15 protein-coding genes are annotated in these 13,547 nt (G+C 62.5%); 5 read left to right on the top strand and 10 right to left on the bottom strand.

Translation table 11 applies throughout. From position 1 onward, the window contains the following. Nucleotides 1-139 precede the first annotated feature (139 nt). From QCE49_RS14620 to QCE49_RS14635, 4 genes are all read right to left on the bottom strand, one after another. Nucleotides 140-2,212, bottom strand: coding sequence for a hybrid sensor histidine kinase/response regulator (locus QCE49_RS14620; RefSeq protein WP_250458371.1), 2,073 nt, complete (start codon nt 2,210-2,212; stop codon nt 140-142). Nucleotides 2,213-2,219: 7 nt separating this feature from the next. Further along, nucleotides 2,220-3,728: an ATPase domain-containing protein gene (locus tag QCE49_RS14625; protein WP_250458373.1), complete on the bottom strand. Its 1,509-nt coding sequence runs from the start codon at nt 3,726-3,728 to the stop codon at nt 2,220-2,222. Beyond that, nucleotides 3,718-4,080, bottom strand: a complete 363-nt coding sequence (locus tag QCE49_RS14630; protein ID WP_008345543.1) for a HigA family addiction module antitoxin — start codon at nt 4,078-4,080, stop codon at nt 3,718-3,720. Before QCE49_RS14630 ends, QCE49_RS14625 begins: the two co-directional genes overlap by 11 nt. A gap of 196 nt (nt 4,081-4,276) precedes the next feature. Beyond that, nucleotides 4,277-5,197: an NAD(P)/FAD-dependent oxidoreductase gene (locus tag QCE49_RS14635; protein ID WP_250442246.1), complete on the bottom strand. Its 921-nt coding sequence runs from the start codon at nt 5,195-5,197 to the stop codon at nt 4,277-4,279. A gap of 882 nt (nt 5,198-6,079) precedes the next feature. Here QCE49_RS14635 and QCE49_RS14640 point away from each other — a divergent pair. From QCE49_RS14640 to QCE49_RS14655, 4 genes are read left to right on the top strand one after another with little or no spacing between them, the layout of a single operon-like run. Next, a complete protein-coding gene (locus QCE49_RS14640; RefSeq protein ID WP_309806115.1) occupies nt 6,080-6,262 on the top strand; it encodes a hypothetical protein in 183 nt (60 codons plus the stop codon). Beyond that, a complete protein-coding gene (locus QCE49_RS14645; protein ID WP_250458377.1) occupies nt 6,259-6,843 on the top strand; it encodes a diguanylate cyclase in 585 nt (194 codons plus the stop codon). Before QCE49_RS14640 ends, QCE49_RS14645 begins: the two co-directional genes overlap by 4 nt. A 56-nt stretch (nt 6,844-6,899) precedes the next feature. Next, nucleotides 6,900-7,454, top strand: a complete 555-nt coding sequence (locus tag QCE49_RS14650) for a DUF3005 domain-containing protein (protein ID WP_008345556.1) — start codon at nt 6,900-6,902, stop codon at nt 7,452-7,454. Between the two features lie 27 nt (nt 7,455-7,481). Next, nucleotides 7,482-7,727: a DUF3460 family protein gene (locus QCE49_RS14655; RefSeq protein WP_250437908.1), complete on the top strand. Its 246-nt coding sequence runs from the start codon at nt 7,482-7,484 to the stop codon at nt 7,725-7,727. Between the two features lie 9 nt (nt 7,728-7,736). Here the strand turns inward: QCE49_RS14655 and QCE49_RS14660 are convergent, their stop codons facing one another. Next, complete coding sequence (locus QCE49_RS14660; RefSeq protein WP_175982122.1) at nt 7,737-8,201, bottom strand: DUF2269 domain-containing protein; 465 nt, start codon at nt 8,199-8,201, stop codon at nt 7,737-7,739. Next, entirely contained in the window at nt 8,198-9,502 is a 1,305-nt protein-coding gene (locus tag QCE49_RS14665) for an SDR family oxidoreductase (protein WP_250442243.1), read from the bottom strand. Before QCE49_RS14665 ends, QCE49_RS14660 begins: the two co-directional genes overlap by 4 nt. Here QCE49_RS14665 and QCE49_RS14670 point away from each other — a divergent pair. Further along, a complete protein-coding gene (locus tag QCE49_RS14670; protein ID WP_175982124.1) occupies nt 9,501-9,989 on the top strand; it encodes a hypothetical protein in 489 nt (162 codons plus the stop codon). The two genes, QCE49_RS14665 and QCE49_RS14670, sit on opposite strands and share 2 nt — an antisense overlap. 131 nt (nt 9,990-10,120) lie before the next feature. Here QCE49_RS14670 and QCE49_RS14675 read toward each other — a convergent pair whose 3' ends face one another. From QCE49_RS14675 to QCE49_RS14690, 4 genes are all read right to left on the bottom strand, one after another. Further along, nucleotides 10,121-10,558 (bottom strand): pyridoxamine 5'-phosphate oxidase family protein, encoded by a 438-nt coding sequence (locus QCE49_RS14675; RefSeq protein WP_250458379.1) that lies wholly within the window; start codon nt 10,556-10,558, stop codon nt 10,121-10,123. Nucleotides 10,559-10,681: 123 nt separating this feature from the next. Then, entirely contained in the window at nt 10,682-11,251 is a 570-nt protein-coding gene (locus QCE49_RS14680) for a YbhB/YbcL family Raf kinase inhibitor-like protein (RefSeq protein ID WP_250458381.1), read from the bottom strand. A gap of 107 nt (nt 11,252-11,358) precedes the next feature. Continuing rightward, nucleotides 11,359-12,291, bottom strand: coding sequence for an MBL fold metallo-hydrolase (locus QCE49_RS14685; protein WP_008345578.1), 933 nt, complete (start codon nt 12,289-12,291; stop codon nt 11,359-11,361). 263 nt (nt 12,292-12,554) lie between these two features. Then, nucleotides 12,555-13,547: an ABC transporter substrate-binding protein gene (locus tag QCE49_RS14690; protein ID WP_250458394.1), complete on the bottom strand. Its 993-nt coding sequence runs from the start codon at nt 13,545-13,547 to the stop codon at nt 12,555-12,557.

The raw sequence follows: 13,547 nt of genomic DNA on the forward strand, positions 1-13,547 counted from the left end.
CAGCTAACGAAAGGGTGAGGAAGTAAATTCGTGCAGCCATATGCGTTAAGCGGCAACCGTCTCTGCAGACGTCGTTCGTTCGTCAAGGCTGTTACGTGTCCGGAAGGCGGCCCGTTCGCTGGCTCGTGCGATGGACAGCTTACTGCGCCCCGGATTGCGGCGATTCCAAGCTTTTCACGGCGTTCCTGATCTCTTGCAGAAGCCGGCTCTGTTGATACGGCTTGCGTAGTCTCGGTAGATCCGCTCCGGTGCCCTCCGGCAGTTCCGCGTAGCCGGTTGCGAGTATGACAGGCAGGACGGGCCTGAGTGCCCGCGCCGCATTGGCCAATTCAACGCCGGTCATCTTGGGCATTGAGAAATCAGTTAGCAGAACGTCAACTTTCTGGCCTGCGCGAAGGACTTGGAGCGCGGCGTCCCCTGATGCGGCCTCGATCACCTCATGTCCAAGGTCCTGCAGGAGATAAGATGTGCTTGACAAAATAAGTGGGTCGTCATCGACGACTAGTACGGTGGCGCGCAGCTCGCTGGCGTCGGCGGCCGGACCGTCGTCCTTCGGGTCATCGGCGATACGCTCCTCGGCAGCCGGGCGACCCGTGACAGGAAGCCAGAGCGATGCACGCGTGCCCTTTCCATACGTGCTTTCTAGACGAAGCGCGCCTTGTAGCTGACGCGCGAGACCGTGAATCATCGAAAGGCCAAGCCCCGTGCCCTTCCCCACTTCCTTGGTCGTGAAGAAGGGTTCCGTCGCTTTGGCGAGTGTCGCGGCGTCCATGCCAGTACCGGTGTCCCTCACTGTCACCCGCACGTAGTCGCCGGCTCGCAGGTCGCCATCGCCCGCAGAATGCGCGGTATCGACGCTGATTTGGATTGCGCCGCCATCGGGCATCGCATCGCGCGCATTGACTACCAGGTTCAGTATCGCCAGTTCAATCTGATTTGTATCGACGCGAGTAAACGGCACTTCTTCGGGCGTATCGATGACCAGTTCGATCATCGAGCCAATCGACCGGTCCAGAAGGTCGGCCATGCCGTGAACCAGCGCAGACATCTGGACAGGCTCGACCTTAAGGACCTGCTGTCGCGCGAACGCGAGCAGCCGTTGAGTGAGCGCGGCGCCGCGTTGAGCGCCTTTCAGCGCGCCATCGACCAACCGACCCACTCGCTCTTCCGGCGGCACTTCCTTTCGCACGAGTTCGAGATTCGCCATGATCGCCATCAGCAAATTGTTGAAGTCGTGCGCGATGCCGCCCGTCAACTGGCCGATCATCTCGAGCTTCTGGACCTGCCGCAGCAGCTTCTCTGTGTGCTCGCGCTGCCGTATTTCCTCGAGCACCGTTCGATGCGCGTCTTCCAGTTGCGCGGTGCGCTCCAGCACCTTGACTTCGAGCGATTCGTTCACCCGGCGCAGCTGATCTTCCGACGTTTTGCGCAGCGTCACGTCGGAGCAAACGCCGACGAGCCGAACGATCCGGTCGTCGCGCACGACACGCGCCCTGACTTCAACCCAGTGCACGGTCCCGTTCCGCCAGACGTTGCGATACTCGATCGCATAGTCGCAGCCGGTTTCCGCGCTGACCGCGATGGCTGCCTGCACCCGCTCGCGATCCTCGGGATGAGTGCTTGCAATCAGTTCTTCATAAGTAAAGTTGTCGGTCTCCAAGCGGCCGAATATCGCTTTGCAAGTCGTCGATGCTGTCAGCGTGTTGCTGGAAAGATCGAGGCTCCAGGAGCCGAGGTGTCCGGCCGTGAGTGCTATGCGAAGATGCGCTTCGCCCTCATCGAGTTCTCGGATTCGAGCCCGAGCCTCGAACTGGCGATTCCGGCCCCGCACCGCTGTTTCGACGACGCTTACGAACGTCGTCGGATGAAACGGACGCTCGATGAACGTGACGTTGCCGAGTGCCGTAATCAACCGCTCGGCCATCGGTCTGCGAACGGGACCGCTGCGCTGTGTGAGTACGACAAATGGAAGGTCCGACCACGGCGGCTGCGACGACACCCATCCCGCCAGCGTGGCGAGGTCGGCGCCGTTCAACGCTTCGTCGGCGACGATAACGCAGCAGACGTCGTCTCTCAACGTCTCGCCGAGTTGCGCTACGTTCTTGCACGGCTCTGCGTCGATCCCGGCCGCCCCCAACAGCGCCTGCGCAACGACGCAGTCGCGTCCCGACGGGGTGAGGAGCAGCACGGGACATCGCTCGGTTTCGGCCATGCGATCGTCAGTCCTTGGTTGCAGTCTTCGGCGTCAGCAGAGGCGCCGACTTTCCGACGAACGTCGGCACGCCTCGAAGCACCCCCTGGAAATCTTCCAGCGGCTCTCCGAGCGTGAGCCCCTCCGAACCGATACGGAACTCGCGGATCGATTCCTCATGAGCCCCGGTGCGCTTCTTGATGACCGACACCGCGCGTCGAACGCGCCCGATCGCTTCGAAGTAACGAAGCAGGATGACCGTGTCAGCAAGATAGGTCACGTCGACCGGCGCCTTCATGTCGCCGACGAGGCCGTGCTGGGCGACAGTCAAAAAGGTGTTCGCGCCCTGCCGATTCAGATACTGCAACAACTCGTGCACGTGCAGTACGAGCGCATTTTCCTCAGGCATGGCGGCCTGATACCCGTTCAGACTATCGATGACAACCGTCTTTACACGCGCGCGGTCGACGCTCGCACGCACGCGATGCGCGAACTCGCCCGGCGACAGCTCTGCCGCGTCCAGTTGTTCGACGTGCAGGTCACCGGCATCTCTCATGGCTTCGAGGTCGATGCCCATTGGGCGCACACGGTCGAACAGAAGGCCGAGCTCTTCATCGAAGACGAAGAGCGCAGCCTTTTCGCCCCGCCGCACGGCCGCCGTGACGAATTGGATCGCGAAGAGGCTCTTGCCGGTCCCTGCGGGACCAAGGATAAGCGTGCTGGATCCTTGCTCGACACCCCCGCCGAGCAAAGCATCGAGTTCCGCGACGTCGCTTGTCATTTGCGTGCGCACGTAACTGGTTCGGTGCTCACCGGCGACAAGTCGCGGGAACACCGCCACCCCGCCGTGTCGGATAGCAAAATCGTGATAGCCGCCACGAAAATGCTGACCGCGGTATTTGAGCACCCTTAGGCGCCGGCGCTCGGCGCCATATTGCGGCGATAACTCCTCCAGTTTGATGACGCCGTGCGCCACGCTATGCACAGTCTTGTCCGCCGCATCGGAGGTGAGATCGTCCAGCATGAGCACCGTGGCGTCGCGGCCCGCGAAGTAATGCTTGAATGCCAGGATCTGCCGGCGGTAGCGCAGCGAGCTTTGCGCAAGCAAGCGAATCTCCGAAAGACTATCGATGACCACGCGCTTCGGTTTCACGCGCTCGAACTCGCCGAGGATGAGCCGCGTCGTCTCGCCCAGCTCGAGGTCGGAGGAATAGAGCAGCGTCTGCTGCTGATCGGCGTCAAGCAGATTTTCGGACGGGCTGACTTCGAAGATGCTGATCTGTGGACCGAGCCGCCATCCGTGCGACAAGGCGCCGTTGCGCAGTTCCTCCATCGTCTCGGAGAGCGTGATGTAAAGGCATGGCTCCCCCAGTTCGGCGCCAGCCTGCAGGAAACTCAGCGCGATGGTCGTCTTGCCCGTGCCCGGACTTCCCTCGAGAAGGAACAAGTTGCCCCGGCTCAGTCCGCCAACGAGAATGTCGTCGAGCCCCGGGACGCCCGTGCGAGCGTATTGGGGCATTACGGTACTATCGTTCATCTGTTGCTCCAAGCTGCTTCATTGCAACACGGGAGAGCCTGTGTTTCGGAATTTTCGTCAGCGCCTGCTCGAGCGAAGTACGAGCGTCGCAGACATCATGCGCGGATTGCAGTTCCAACCAGTGCATCGCCGGCACGCCACAAAAGGCCTCGAGACGCACCGCCATTTCGGGCGTGATGCTCGCGCTGCCGTCGAAGATCCGGTGAAGCGTTTGACGAGCCACGCCGAGATCTCGGGCCGCCTGGCTCACCGAGAGGCCCAAATGGGGCAGCACAAAGATCTTGAGAAGATCCCCTGGATGGTGTGCCTCGTCCTGATAGCGGGTGGTGCCGGGAATCGACGTGGAAGCCATGGTGGCAAGCGTAACGCGTTGCGTGACAAGTGATCAGGCTACCATGAAGCTGGGTGAGCCGCGCCGTGAGCGTCCCGGCCCGGCCAGACCATCTTTTCACAGATTCCCTCGCTCTGAGCCGCGACAGTGCGAAGCAAGATGCGGCGCAGTTAGCCTACTCACGCCGATGCTGATGTCGCAGCGGCCTGCCGCCGCTTCAAAGCGGATTGCCTGGCAAGCTGCAATGGATAGCCGTCGCGGCGATCGCGGCTTCGCCGACTGCCACGCAGATCTGATTCAACGAATTGACTGCATCGCCCGCGGCAAATATGCCGGCCACGCTAGTGCGCTGCCGCTTATCCGCCACGATCATGCCGTCCTCATCCCGTTCGACGTTCAAGCCACTCAATAGCTCAGTTTCTTCGCGAGAGCCAAGCACAGGATAGACAATATCGAACCTCTGTCGCCGCCCATCCGGGCAGACAACGCTCAAGCGCCCGTCAGCGTTAGCCGAAGCTTCGAGCGCACCCAACGGCACCAATTCTATGGCGTTCTCTACGGCCGACGCGCGCTCCTCTTGCGTCAGCGCCGAAAGGTCGGGCGCGACGACAGCTACCTGCCTGCAAAACGTTCGGAAGAACAAAGCGTGCGACAGCGCTCGTGACGCGGAACCCAGCATCGCCGCCCGTTTGCCTTGCGCCTCGAAGCCATCGCATATCGCGCACAACCTGAGCAATCCTTTTTCGGTAAGCCGTTCGGCTCCGACGATCGGCGGTAGCCTATCGCGGATCCCGAACGCGAGCAGGACACGATGTGCCAGAGCGCTCTGCCTGTCAGCATCGCCGCTGCTCCTGTAGTCCACGACGAAGCCGGCGGACACCTGTCGTATCGCGACGACTCGGCCGGCGATTATCGGCACCGGGTAGCAATCGACCTGTCGACGCATCTTGACGATGAGTTCCTTGCCGCTGATGCCGCCTTCAAAACCAGCAAGGTTACGCACGATCGGGATCCGCGACGCTCTGCTCTGACCGGCATCGATAACCAGGGTCGAGCGCCTGAACCGGGCAAGATAGAGTGCAGCGGTCAACCCAGCCGGACCGCCGCCGATAACAACACAGTCAAAAGCCTGATCCATCATCGATTCCTTCTTGCACAACCGACATAGCCGAATCAACACGGTGCGCGGTTCACTAACAAGCCTTCGTGGCAGGGTTGAGCAATTCCGATTCCCAAAAGTCCCATGTTGGAACCCGACAATCAAAGTGATCGCGACAGTGCGTAAGGGTCGCAAGCACCCGACCCGTCGAGCCACGCTGCCGATTCGACATGCCCGGAGTTAGCAAGCGGGTCTCGTGCGCGGCAGCCCAGGCAGCCGTCGACTTCGTCGAAAAGCGAATCTCGTCTTTCGTCTCAGTCTCAGGTCGAGGCACCGAAAGAGCGCTTCGTGGGAAGGACACCGACGTTCGCGCGGGCAGCGCCGCCGCCCGCTTGTGGGTGGGATGATCGCGACGCCAGATCAACCAGCAATCAGAACGGGTGCGCGGTTCGGTGGCCAAAGGCAACCCGCCGTCCGCCTGTCACAGCGTTCCGACCGACTGTGTTTCACACTGAACGGTGCACCGATGTTCGGACATTGTGTCGCGAGCCGGTCGGCCAACCGTCTGTGGATCGGTGGCCGTGCAACTTTCAGCACGCGTCTTGAATATAAGAGGCCGGGTTCACTTCTTGAAACAGCGGCAGGCTGACGCCGGTCGCCTTGTCATCCGCGAGCGCTCTGCTGCCAGGCAGACCCTCGGTGTTCGGATCGCGCGGTTTGTGGACGCCCGCGTTTGTACTTCCGCGTTGACGTTCCGCTTCCTCGCATTTCGTACATGCGCGCTGAGTTGTGACGGGCGGCAGTGCCCGTGACAATGAGCACGTACCTGTGGTGAAACCAGTCGAACATGCCTAAAGCCAACATCACTATTCGAACCATGACAGCGGAGTCGCTCCCCGAGCACGACCTGTAACCGCACTGATGCAGCGCCACGTCGCCGTTCTCGATGCCCGCGTCGCACCCGATGGCATCAACTTCGTTTGCGAGGCCGACGTCGGCGCGCTCAGGCGCTGCGCCGAGCATCTCGCGTCGCTTTACTTCGTCGGCGGCGTCTCGCTTCAACTGTGTCAGGCCGCGGCATCGCCCGGCGGCAGCGAAACATGAATCCGGCGCTCGCGCAGCACTTCCTGCTCTACGGCGTGCTTCCGTTGTGGCTCGCCGCCGGCACCGCGGACGCGCTTTGTCACCGCTGGGCGAATCTTCCCGAGACTGCCGGCGTGCGCGAATCGCTGATGCATATCGCCCAGCTAACCGAAGGCGCCGGTGTCGTGCTGTGCGCGTTGTTCCTGCAAATCAACGCGTTCGCGATCGTTGCGATGGCCGCGCTCATCGTCGCCCACCATCTCACCGTGTATGCGGATCTGCGCTACGCATCCGCGACGCGCGTCATTACACCCGTCGAGCAAATGGTACATAGCGTTCTTGAGATGGCGCCGATCGTCGGGCTAGCCATCATTTGTCTCGCACATCCCGATGTCTTCCCCAGACTGTTCGATAACGCCGCTGGTTACACGCCCGCATGGCGCGATCCTCCGCTGTCCTCGACGACCGTCACAGCCGTGCTGATGCTCTGCGCGATATTCGGCGCCGTGCCGTACGCGATGGAACTCGCAGCGTCTATCCGCGCTTCGCGCAAGCGGCAACGGCGGAAGACGGATGCCGCCAGCGAGTCCGTCATGCGCTAGGCACGCGCCATGCGCAGACCGAGTCGTGCAGCGAGAAACGACGACTTGGAGCAAGCATGCAGAACGCCGAAGGCAACCCGACCCAGGCCCAGCAGAACGAGATGGCGGCAAAAAGCCCCGCCAAGACACCAGCGACAGGCACCGCATCGCCCGATGCCGCCACGCAGGCAGCGGAGTTCGGCCGCGACCGCAATGCTGGCTCGGCCGAGCCCGGGCAGCGCAATGACCCGTCGCCGCTGCCCGACATCGACCATGCTTCGATCGCGCGGGATTCCGGCGATCCGGTGCAGCGGGCGAACAGCCGCATCGTCGGCGTGGATTCGCAAGGCATGGGCTCGACGGACGATACCGTGGACGCGGACGCGAAGTCGATCGAGGCGCGCCGCGATCTGTCGGGCTGGCACGACAACGTCATCACATCGAACGCGACGCTCGAAAACAACGTGCCGGCGCCGGCCGCAGGACTGGGCGGCATCGATAGCCGCGTGACGGGCAATCTCCCTTCCATCTTGCCGAAGCCGGGCTATCGGGTCGTCGTTACGGAAACGGTGTACGCCGAAGAGCGCAACGGTTCACGCGCATCGCACGTGTTCAGGCTGGAGCGCGAATAGCCCGGGCCGCACCCCGAGGAGCAAGCGATGAGTTTCTTGCAGCGTCTCTTTCATCGGCGCGAGCACGCCGTCAAGACCGATCTCTATGTGTCGGACTTCGAGCAGTTTCTGAATCGGCTCAAGCACGATCATCCCGAACTGGATCGCGAACAGATGCTCGGACGCGCGCTGCTGTGGGACAAGCTTCCACAGTTTCCGAATTCCGGCGATGTCGCCGGGAAGGAAGGCGAGCTGAGACAACCTTCGTATGTTTATTACAGCCGGACGGATTGAACCGCGTGCCTAGAGCGTCTTCGTGACCATCAGCCAGAAGATGCCGACGAACGCGACGAACGCCATCACGCCGAGCGCGATCCATGCGGACATGAGGCGCCAGTAGCGCCTCGACAGCCCGGCGTCGGATACGGCGCAGGCTTGCGCCTCGGCGGCGAGGCGCATCTGCAGCCACACGACGGGCAGCCAGCACGCGATCGCGAAAACGTAGAGGCCGATCGACCAGGCGAGCCAGGGACTCGAAACGGGAAAGCCCGTGAGCCGCATCATCAGATAGCCGGTGAGCGGCTGAACGATGGCGGTCGGCGTCGTGAAAAGCCAGTCGGCCAGCACCACGAGCCGCGACACGCGCGCGACGGTCCGTGCATCGCGTCCGATGCTCGCGGCGAGCAGATAGAACGCGGAGCCGATTCCGGTGCCGAACAGGATTGTCGACGAGATCACATGGATCCACTTGATCGTCAGATAAGTCACGTCGAGCCCTTTCCATCAATGTTCATCAGCAGTAAGAGTGCGGCGATCATCGGCAGATTCTTCGACAGCGGGCCATACGGATGCAGCCAGAACTCCGGCAAGCGCCAGGTAATCAGCACCGAATAGACGACGATCAACCCGATCTGCGCCCACCAGAGACGGCGTCGCGGTCCGAGCCGCGCGGGCCACGCGAAGCACAGCACGCCCAATAGCAGGTCCAGCAGCGCGGCCGAATACAGCAGGAAGAGGCGCGTGCCTTCGGGCGCGCCGACTCGCGCCAGCAAGTCGAGGCTCGCCGCTCGCGGATAAAGCCAGGCGGACACGATCGCGGTCCATATCCACACCGCGCCGATGGCGCCCGCCAGCAGCGGCGCGAGCCACGCGAGCTTCGCACGCAGGCCAAGCGTGGCGCGTTTCGACGGCTCGTCGCCGAGCGATCGGGGCGGCCTGCCGAGCCATCGCTGCATGCCATCCGCCGATGCCGCGTTGCCCCGTTCCAGCATCGCGAGTGCATCGGGGCTCATCAGCGCGCCGGGCAAGCGCGCGCATAACGCGGCGGCCGTCTTGACGAGCGGCATCGGCACCGGCATGAACAAGGGGGCACCGGCGGAGCAAAGCCGATTCAGCAGACGCAAGTATTCCTTCATCGTCACAGGTCTCGGACCGACAGCCGCCACCGTCTCGCTCGCGGGGGCTGCGCTTGCGCGCGTCAACGCGCCGCGCGTCACGAGTTCGACCACATCGTCCACATGAACCGGCTGCACGACCTGCGCGCCCGACCCCGGCAGCGGCACGACCGGCAACGTCGACCACGCGGCGAAGAACTGCGTGCTGCGTCCGTCTTCGGCGAACACGAGCGAAGGCTGCACGATCAACGACGAGATGGGCAACGCGCGCAACGCGTCGTCGGCGGCTTTCTTGGAGCGGTGATAAGGCGTCTGTGCGCCCGCATCCGCGCCAAGCGCCGATATCTGCACGATGCGGCCCACGCCTGCCATCACGGCCGCCTGGAACAGCGCGATCGGCGAACGCGTATGGATGCGCGAGAAGTCGTGTCCGGTCCGGTCCTCGAAGATGCCGGCGGCATTGATGACCACATCGACGCCTTCGAGCAGCGGCATCACGCTTGCTGGGTCGAGTTCATCGCTCAAATCGAGCGCCACGAAACGGCAGCCTCTCACGGCGCCTTCGCCGCCAGGCGCATGGCGCGCGGCGCACCTCACCGCGTGTCCTTGCGCAACCAGCGCCGCCGCGATGCGCGAGCCGAGGAGCCCCGTGGCGCCTGTCAGAAAAATGACCATGACTGAAGACATCGACCCTGTGACGGATATCCTGATTCCCGGCTCCGTTGCCGGACTGTTATCGACGGCGGCCCTTGCGATCTGTGGGCGTCTGCACGGCAAACGCGCAAGCGCGCCGATCAGCGCCGTCAGCCACTGGTTATGGCCGCAAGAAGCAAACCAGACCGCGCGGCCGGAATGGCGCCATCTGCTTGCCGGTCTCGCCATTCACCAGTCGATGTCGATCGGCTGGGCCGCCTGCAATGCGCTGGCTGTCGCGGCCGCGCGCACATCGCCGAGACTGCGCGGCGGTGCCGCGCCGACTCACGGACAACGCGTCGCACTCGCCGCAGCCACGACGCTTGCCGCAGCGGCCGGCGATTATATCGTCGTCCCCAAGCGCTTCACGCCCGGCTTCGAATATCACCTGCCCGCGGCGCACATCGCCGCTGTCTATTTGGCGTTCGGCGCGGGACTGGTTGTGCCCTTTCTGTCGAAGCGCCGCTGAATGCGCAGCCTCGCTCGCTGCAATCCGCGTCGTGGACTCGACGTATCCGCTCGCGCGTGCAACCGACCCGCATCGGCGGATGGAATCGTCGACGAATGTCGGCAAGATCATTCTGTCAGCGGCTACGGCAATCAGTCAGGCGTGATCTCGCCATCGTCCTCGCCCATCCAGTAGTGAATGCGCTCGGCGCGAACCTTGATGAGTACGATCCCCGGCGTTTCGAAGCCTTCCGAGAACCACTTCTCGATGTCTTCGTTCCAGTGATCCTTCATCGCCGGTTTCTCGCGAATGAGCTCCGCGCGGCCCTCGACGGCCACGAAAAGCGGCGGCGCGCCGTCCGGGTTCGCGCTGCTCGTGAAAGTCAGCGCCACGGTCGCATCGGCCTTGATCTCCTGCACCGTATGCGTTTCTTCGAGCGTGAAGAAGTAGCTGTCGCCGTCGTATTCGACATCGCGGTTATTGCTCATCGGCCGCGCGGCGATCTTGCCGTTCAGCGAGCGCGTCGAAAGCATCGCGAAGTCGATCTCCGCCATCTTGGTTGCGAGATCGTGCAAAGTCAGTTGGCTCATGGTGCTCTCCGTGGGTTGATCGCGTATGTTCCGCAACCCGCGTGCCGGTTCGCATCGGAGAGCCGCCGGATGGACCAAGCGTGTACAGCCGGACCGGTGATCACTATCGCCTTGCAGGTCTGCTCAGTCCGCCGAACGGTGATAGCGCGCCACGTAGCGCGCCTGGCCGATGACTTTCCCATGCATCTGATAGGCGACAAGCGCGGGACTTGAATCCGCTTTGACATCGAGGCTCGAAACGGTCAAAGCCGAAGCCGTCACGATGTATCGATGCGCATTGCCCGGCGGCGGGCACGGTCCGCCATACGCCGAAGCACCGAAATCGGTCAGCGTCTCGATTGCACCTATCGGCAGCACTCGGGCATTGCCCGACGCGCCTTTTTCAATCGATGTTTGCGACGGCGGAATGTTTGCCACTTGCCAGTGCGTCCAGCCCAAACCGCCGGTGGGTGCATCCGGGTCGTAGATGGTGATGACGATGCTCTTCGTGCCGGCCGGAACATGCGACCACGAAATGCGCGGAGAGACGTTTTCGCCATGACAGCCGAATTGACCGTACACCTGTTCATTTTCGAACCGACCGCGATTCAGCCCATCGACCTTGACAGTGAAGGAATCTGCAACCGCAATGGCGGGTACTGTTGCAAGCAAAGCCGTGCAGCACACGGCTGGCAGGAGACCGTTGAGTTCCATATCGTGTCCGTTGTATAGAACCAGTAGAAGAAGGCCGCTCACTGACTATCATTGCCAGTGACGCGGATGTCCTCGAATCCAACTCGCAATGCGCCGCGAAGTATCGATCAATAGTCCCACTGCACCGGCACGAAGCGGTAACGCTCACCGCTCTTTGCAACATGACCGATCGACGGAAACGCGACGTGCGCAGCAGCGAGCAGCGTGCCGGTGTCAGCGGCGTCGTCGAGCAGCGCAATACGCACGTCCACACAGGCTTCGGGATCATGTTCGAAGCCATTCTGCCAATCGGGGTTGTCGAAGTTGACTTCGAAAATGGCGTCGCCGACGAACGTCAGCTTCTCCCCGTTCGATGCGACGTCCACGACGCAGTGCCCCGGCGTGTGGCCACCCGTCACCCGCGCCGAAACGCCCTGTGCGACTTCAACTGTCTGATCGAACTGCACGATGTTCTCGCTGTAGCGTTTGGCGAACTTCGCAGCAGCCTCGCGGAGCGCCGGAGGAACCGCTTCGGGCATCACCGTCTTGCTGAAGTCCGGATTCTTCCAGAACGCGATTTCAGCGGCGGACACATGAATGCGCACGTCGGGACGCAGCTTCGCCTTGACGCCATCGACATTCAGCCCGCCGACGTGATCCATGTGCATGTGCGTAATCACGATATCGGTGATGGCAGCCAGGTCGATACCGGCCGATTCCAGGCGCATTACCGACTGACCGGCGCGCGAGAAGTATTCGAACCCATCGCCTACGCCCGAGTCGATCAGGATCAGGCGTTCGCCGCTGCGCACGAGCGCGATATTCAACGCCCAGTCGAACGTGTCCCGTTGCAGGAAACGGCCATCGAACCATTCGTTGCGATCGGCTTCGCTCACGTTCGTGGACATGGTGGAGGTCGGCAGCGGCAGCACGCCGTCGCTGATCAGCACGACATCGATATCGCCTATGCGAACTGCGTATCGGGAAGACACGAGCTCGCCCGATCCTTCTTTGCCGAGCTTGGCGATAACGGGCTGCACATTGCGGGTTGTCTGGCTCATCTTCGATAGTCCTGGAAATTTGATGGCGTGAGCGCGCGTTGCGCTTCCTTTCGCTCGCGTTCGACCGAGCGTGTGACGGATTGTAGGAAGCGGTAGCGAAGGCCAGTAGGGTCGCGAGTGCGTACACCGTGTTGCCTGAGTGGCGACAATGGACGGCCGCGACGGCCGTCATCCGGTGAGTCCAGACTGAACGGAAGATGCCGGAACCGGCATGTGAGGCGCTATCGAAGATGTGAGGCCGCGTCGCCGCGGCCATGTCACGCTCAGATCTTGAAGTTTTCCAGCGTCGCGGGATGAAAGAGTTCCTCGGGCTGCAGCAGCCGGCTGGACAAGCCTTCCTGATGATGCCGCTCAAGGAACCGCGACAACACGTGCCGGTTCGGCTCGAAGCCATACGACCAGAAATCGTGGCCCATGAGACGCCGCGCATTGCGCAACTGTTCTTCGACGAACGGCAGCGTCACCTTGGTCGCGGACGTATCGCTGAGTCTGGCGAGCGCCAGCGCCTTGCTCTTCTCGAACGCCTTCGCCACCGCGCCGGGCAGCCACGGATGCTGCTCGGCGAGCGTGCGCCGCACGCCCAGCAGATGCATGATCGGGAACAGTTTCGTGCGCGTGTACCAGTCGGCGGCAGCCTTTTGCGGATCGTCGAAAAGGTATTTGACGTTCGGATGCCCGTTCGTGAAGCACGACGGCGCGCGCGGGCCGATGAGCGCATCGATCTCGCCGGATGCGAGCATGCCCGAGATCGTCTGGTTCTCCGGTGCGTTTTCGAGCCTCACGTCGCCGGGCAGCTTGAGACTGATCTTTTCGAGCCGGCCGGCTTCCTCATAGCCGCCGCGAACCCACGTGACGTCCGACGGCTTCAGACCGTGATCTTCCTCGAGAAAGAGCCGCGCCCACACGTTCGCCGTCAGCTGATATTCCGGCACGCCGATGCGCTTGCCCTTCAAGTCGGCAGGCGATTCGATGCCGCGATCGTTGCGCACATAGATCGACGTATGCCGGAACGCGCGCGACGGAAAAATCGGCACGCCGATATACGGGCTCGTGCCCGCCGCCGTCTTCACGCTATAGCTCGACAGCGACAGTTCGCAGATATCGTAGTCGGCGTGGCGAAACGCGCGAAAGAAGATCTCTTCCGGATCCTGCAGCATGAAGGTCGGATCGACGCCGTCGATCTGCACTTCGCCATCGACCAGCGGCCGCATGCGATCGTAGTTCCCCACCGCGACCGACAGATTGAGCTTGCCCAT

The organism is Caballeronia sp. LZ008 (assembly GCF_031451435.1).
Taxonomy (GTDB): domain Bacteria; phylum Pseudomonadota; class Gammaproteobacteria; order Burkholderiales; family Burkholderiaceae; genus Caballeronia; species Caballeronia zhejiangensis.

Coding starts and splice junctions, on each gene's coding strand:
- QCE49_RS14620 (WP_250458371.1), bottom strand. CDS start 2,212: ATGGCCGAAACCGAGCGATGTCCCGTGCTGCTCCTCACCCCGTCGGGA.
- QCE49_RS14625 (WP_250458373.1), bottom strand. CDS start 3,728: ATGAACGATAGTACCGTAATGCCCCAATACGCTCGCACGGGCGTCCCG.
- QCE49_RS14630 (WP_008345543.1), bottom strand. CDS start 4,080: ATGGCTTCCACGTCGATTCCCGGCACCACCCGCTATCAGGACGAGGCA.
- QCE49_RS14635 (WP_250442246.1), bottom strand. CDS start 5,197: ATGGATCAGGCTTTTGACTGTGTTGTTATCGGCGGCGGTCCGGCTGGG.
- QCE49_RS14640 (WP_309806115.1), top strand. CDS start 6,080: ATGCAGCGCCACGTCGCCGTTCTCGATGCCCGCGTCGCACCCGATGGC.
- QCE49_RS14645 (WP_250458377.1), top strand. CDS start 6,259: ATGAATCCGGCGCTCGCGCAGCACTTCCTGCTCTACGGCGTGCTTCCG.
- QCE49_RS14650 (WP_008345556.1), top strand. CDS start 6,900: ATGCAGAACGCCGAAGGCAACCCGACCCAGGCCCAGCAGAACGAGATG.
- QCE49_RS14655 (WP_250437908.1), top strand. CDS start 7,482: ATGAGTTTCTTGCAGCGTCTCTTTCATCGGCGCGAGCACGCCGTCAAG.
- QCE49_RS14670 (WP_175982124.1), top strand. CDS start 9,501: ATGACTGAAGACATCGACCCTGTGACGGATATCCTGATTCCCGGCTCC.
- QCE49_RS14665 (WP_250442243.1), bottom strand. CDS start 9,502: ATGGTCATTTTTCTGACAGGCGCCACGGGGCTCCTCGGCTCGCGCATC.
- QCE49_RS14675 (WP_250458379.1), bottom strand. CDS start 10,558: ATGAGCCAACTGACTTTGCACGATCTCGCAACCAAGATGGCGGAGATC.
- QCE49_RS14680 (WP_250458381.1), bottom strand. CDS start 11,251: ATGGAACTCAACGGTCTCCTGCCAGCCGTGTGCTGCACGGCTTTGCTT.
- QCE49_RS14685 (WP_008345578.1), bottom strand. CDS start 12,291: ATGAGCCAGACAACCCGCAATGTGCAGCCCGTTATCGCCAAGCTCGGC.
- QCE49_RS14690 (WP_250458394.1), bottom strand. CDS start 13,547: ATGGGCAAGCTCAATCTGTCGGTCGCGGTGGGGAACTACGATCGCATG.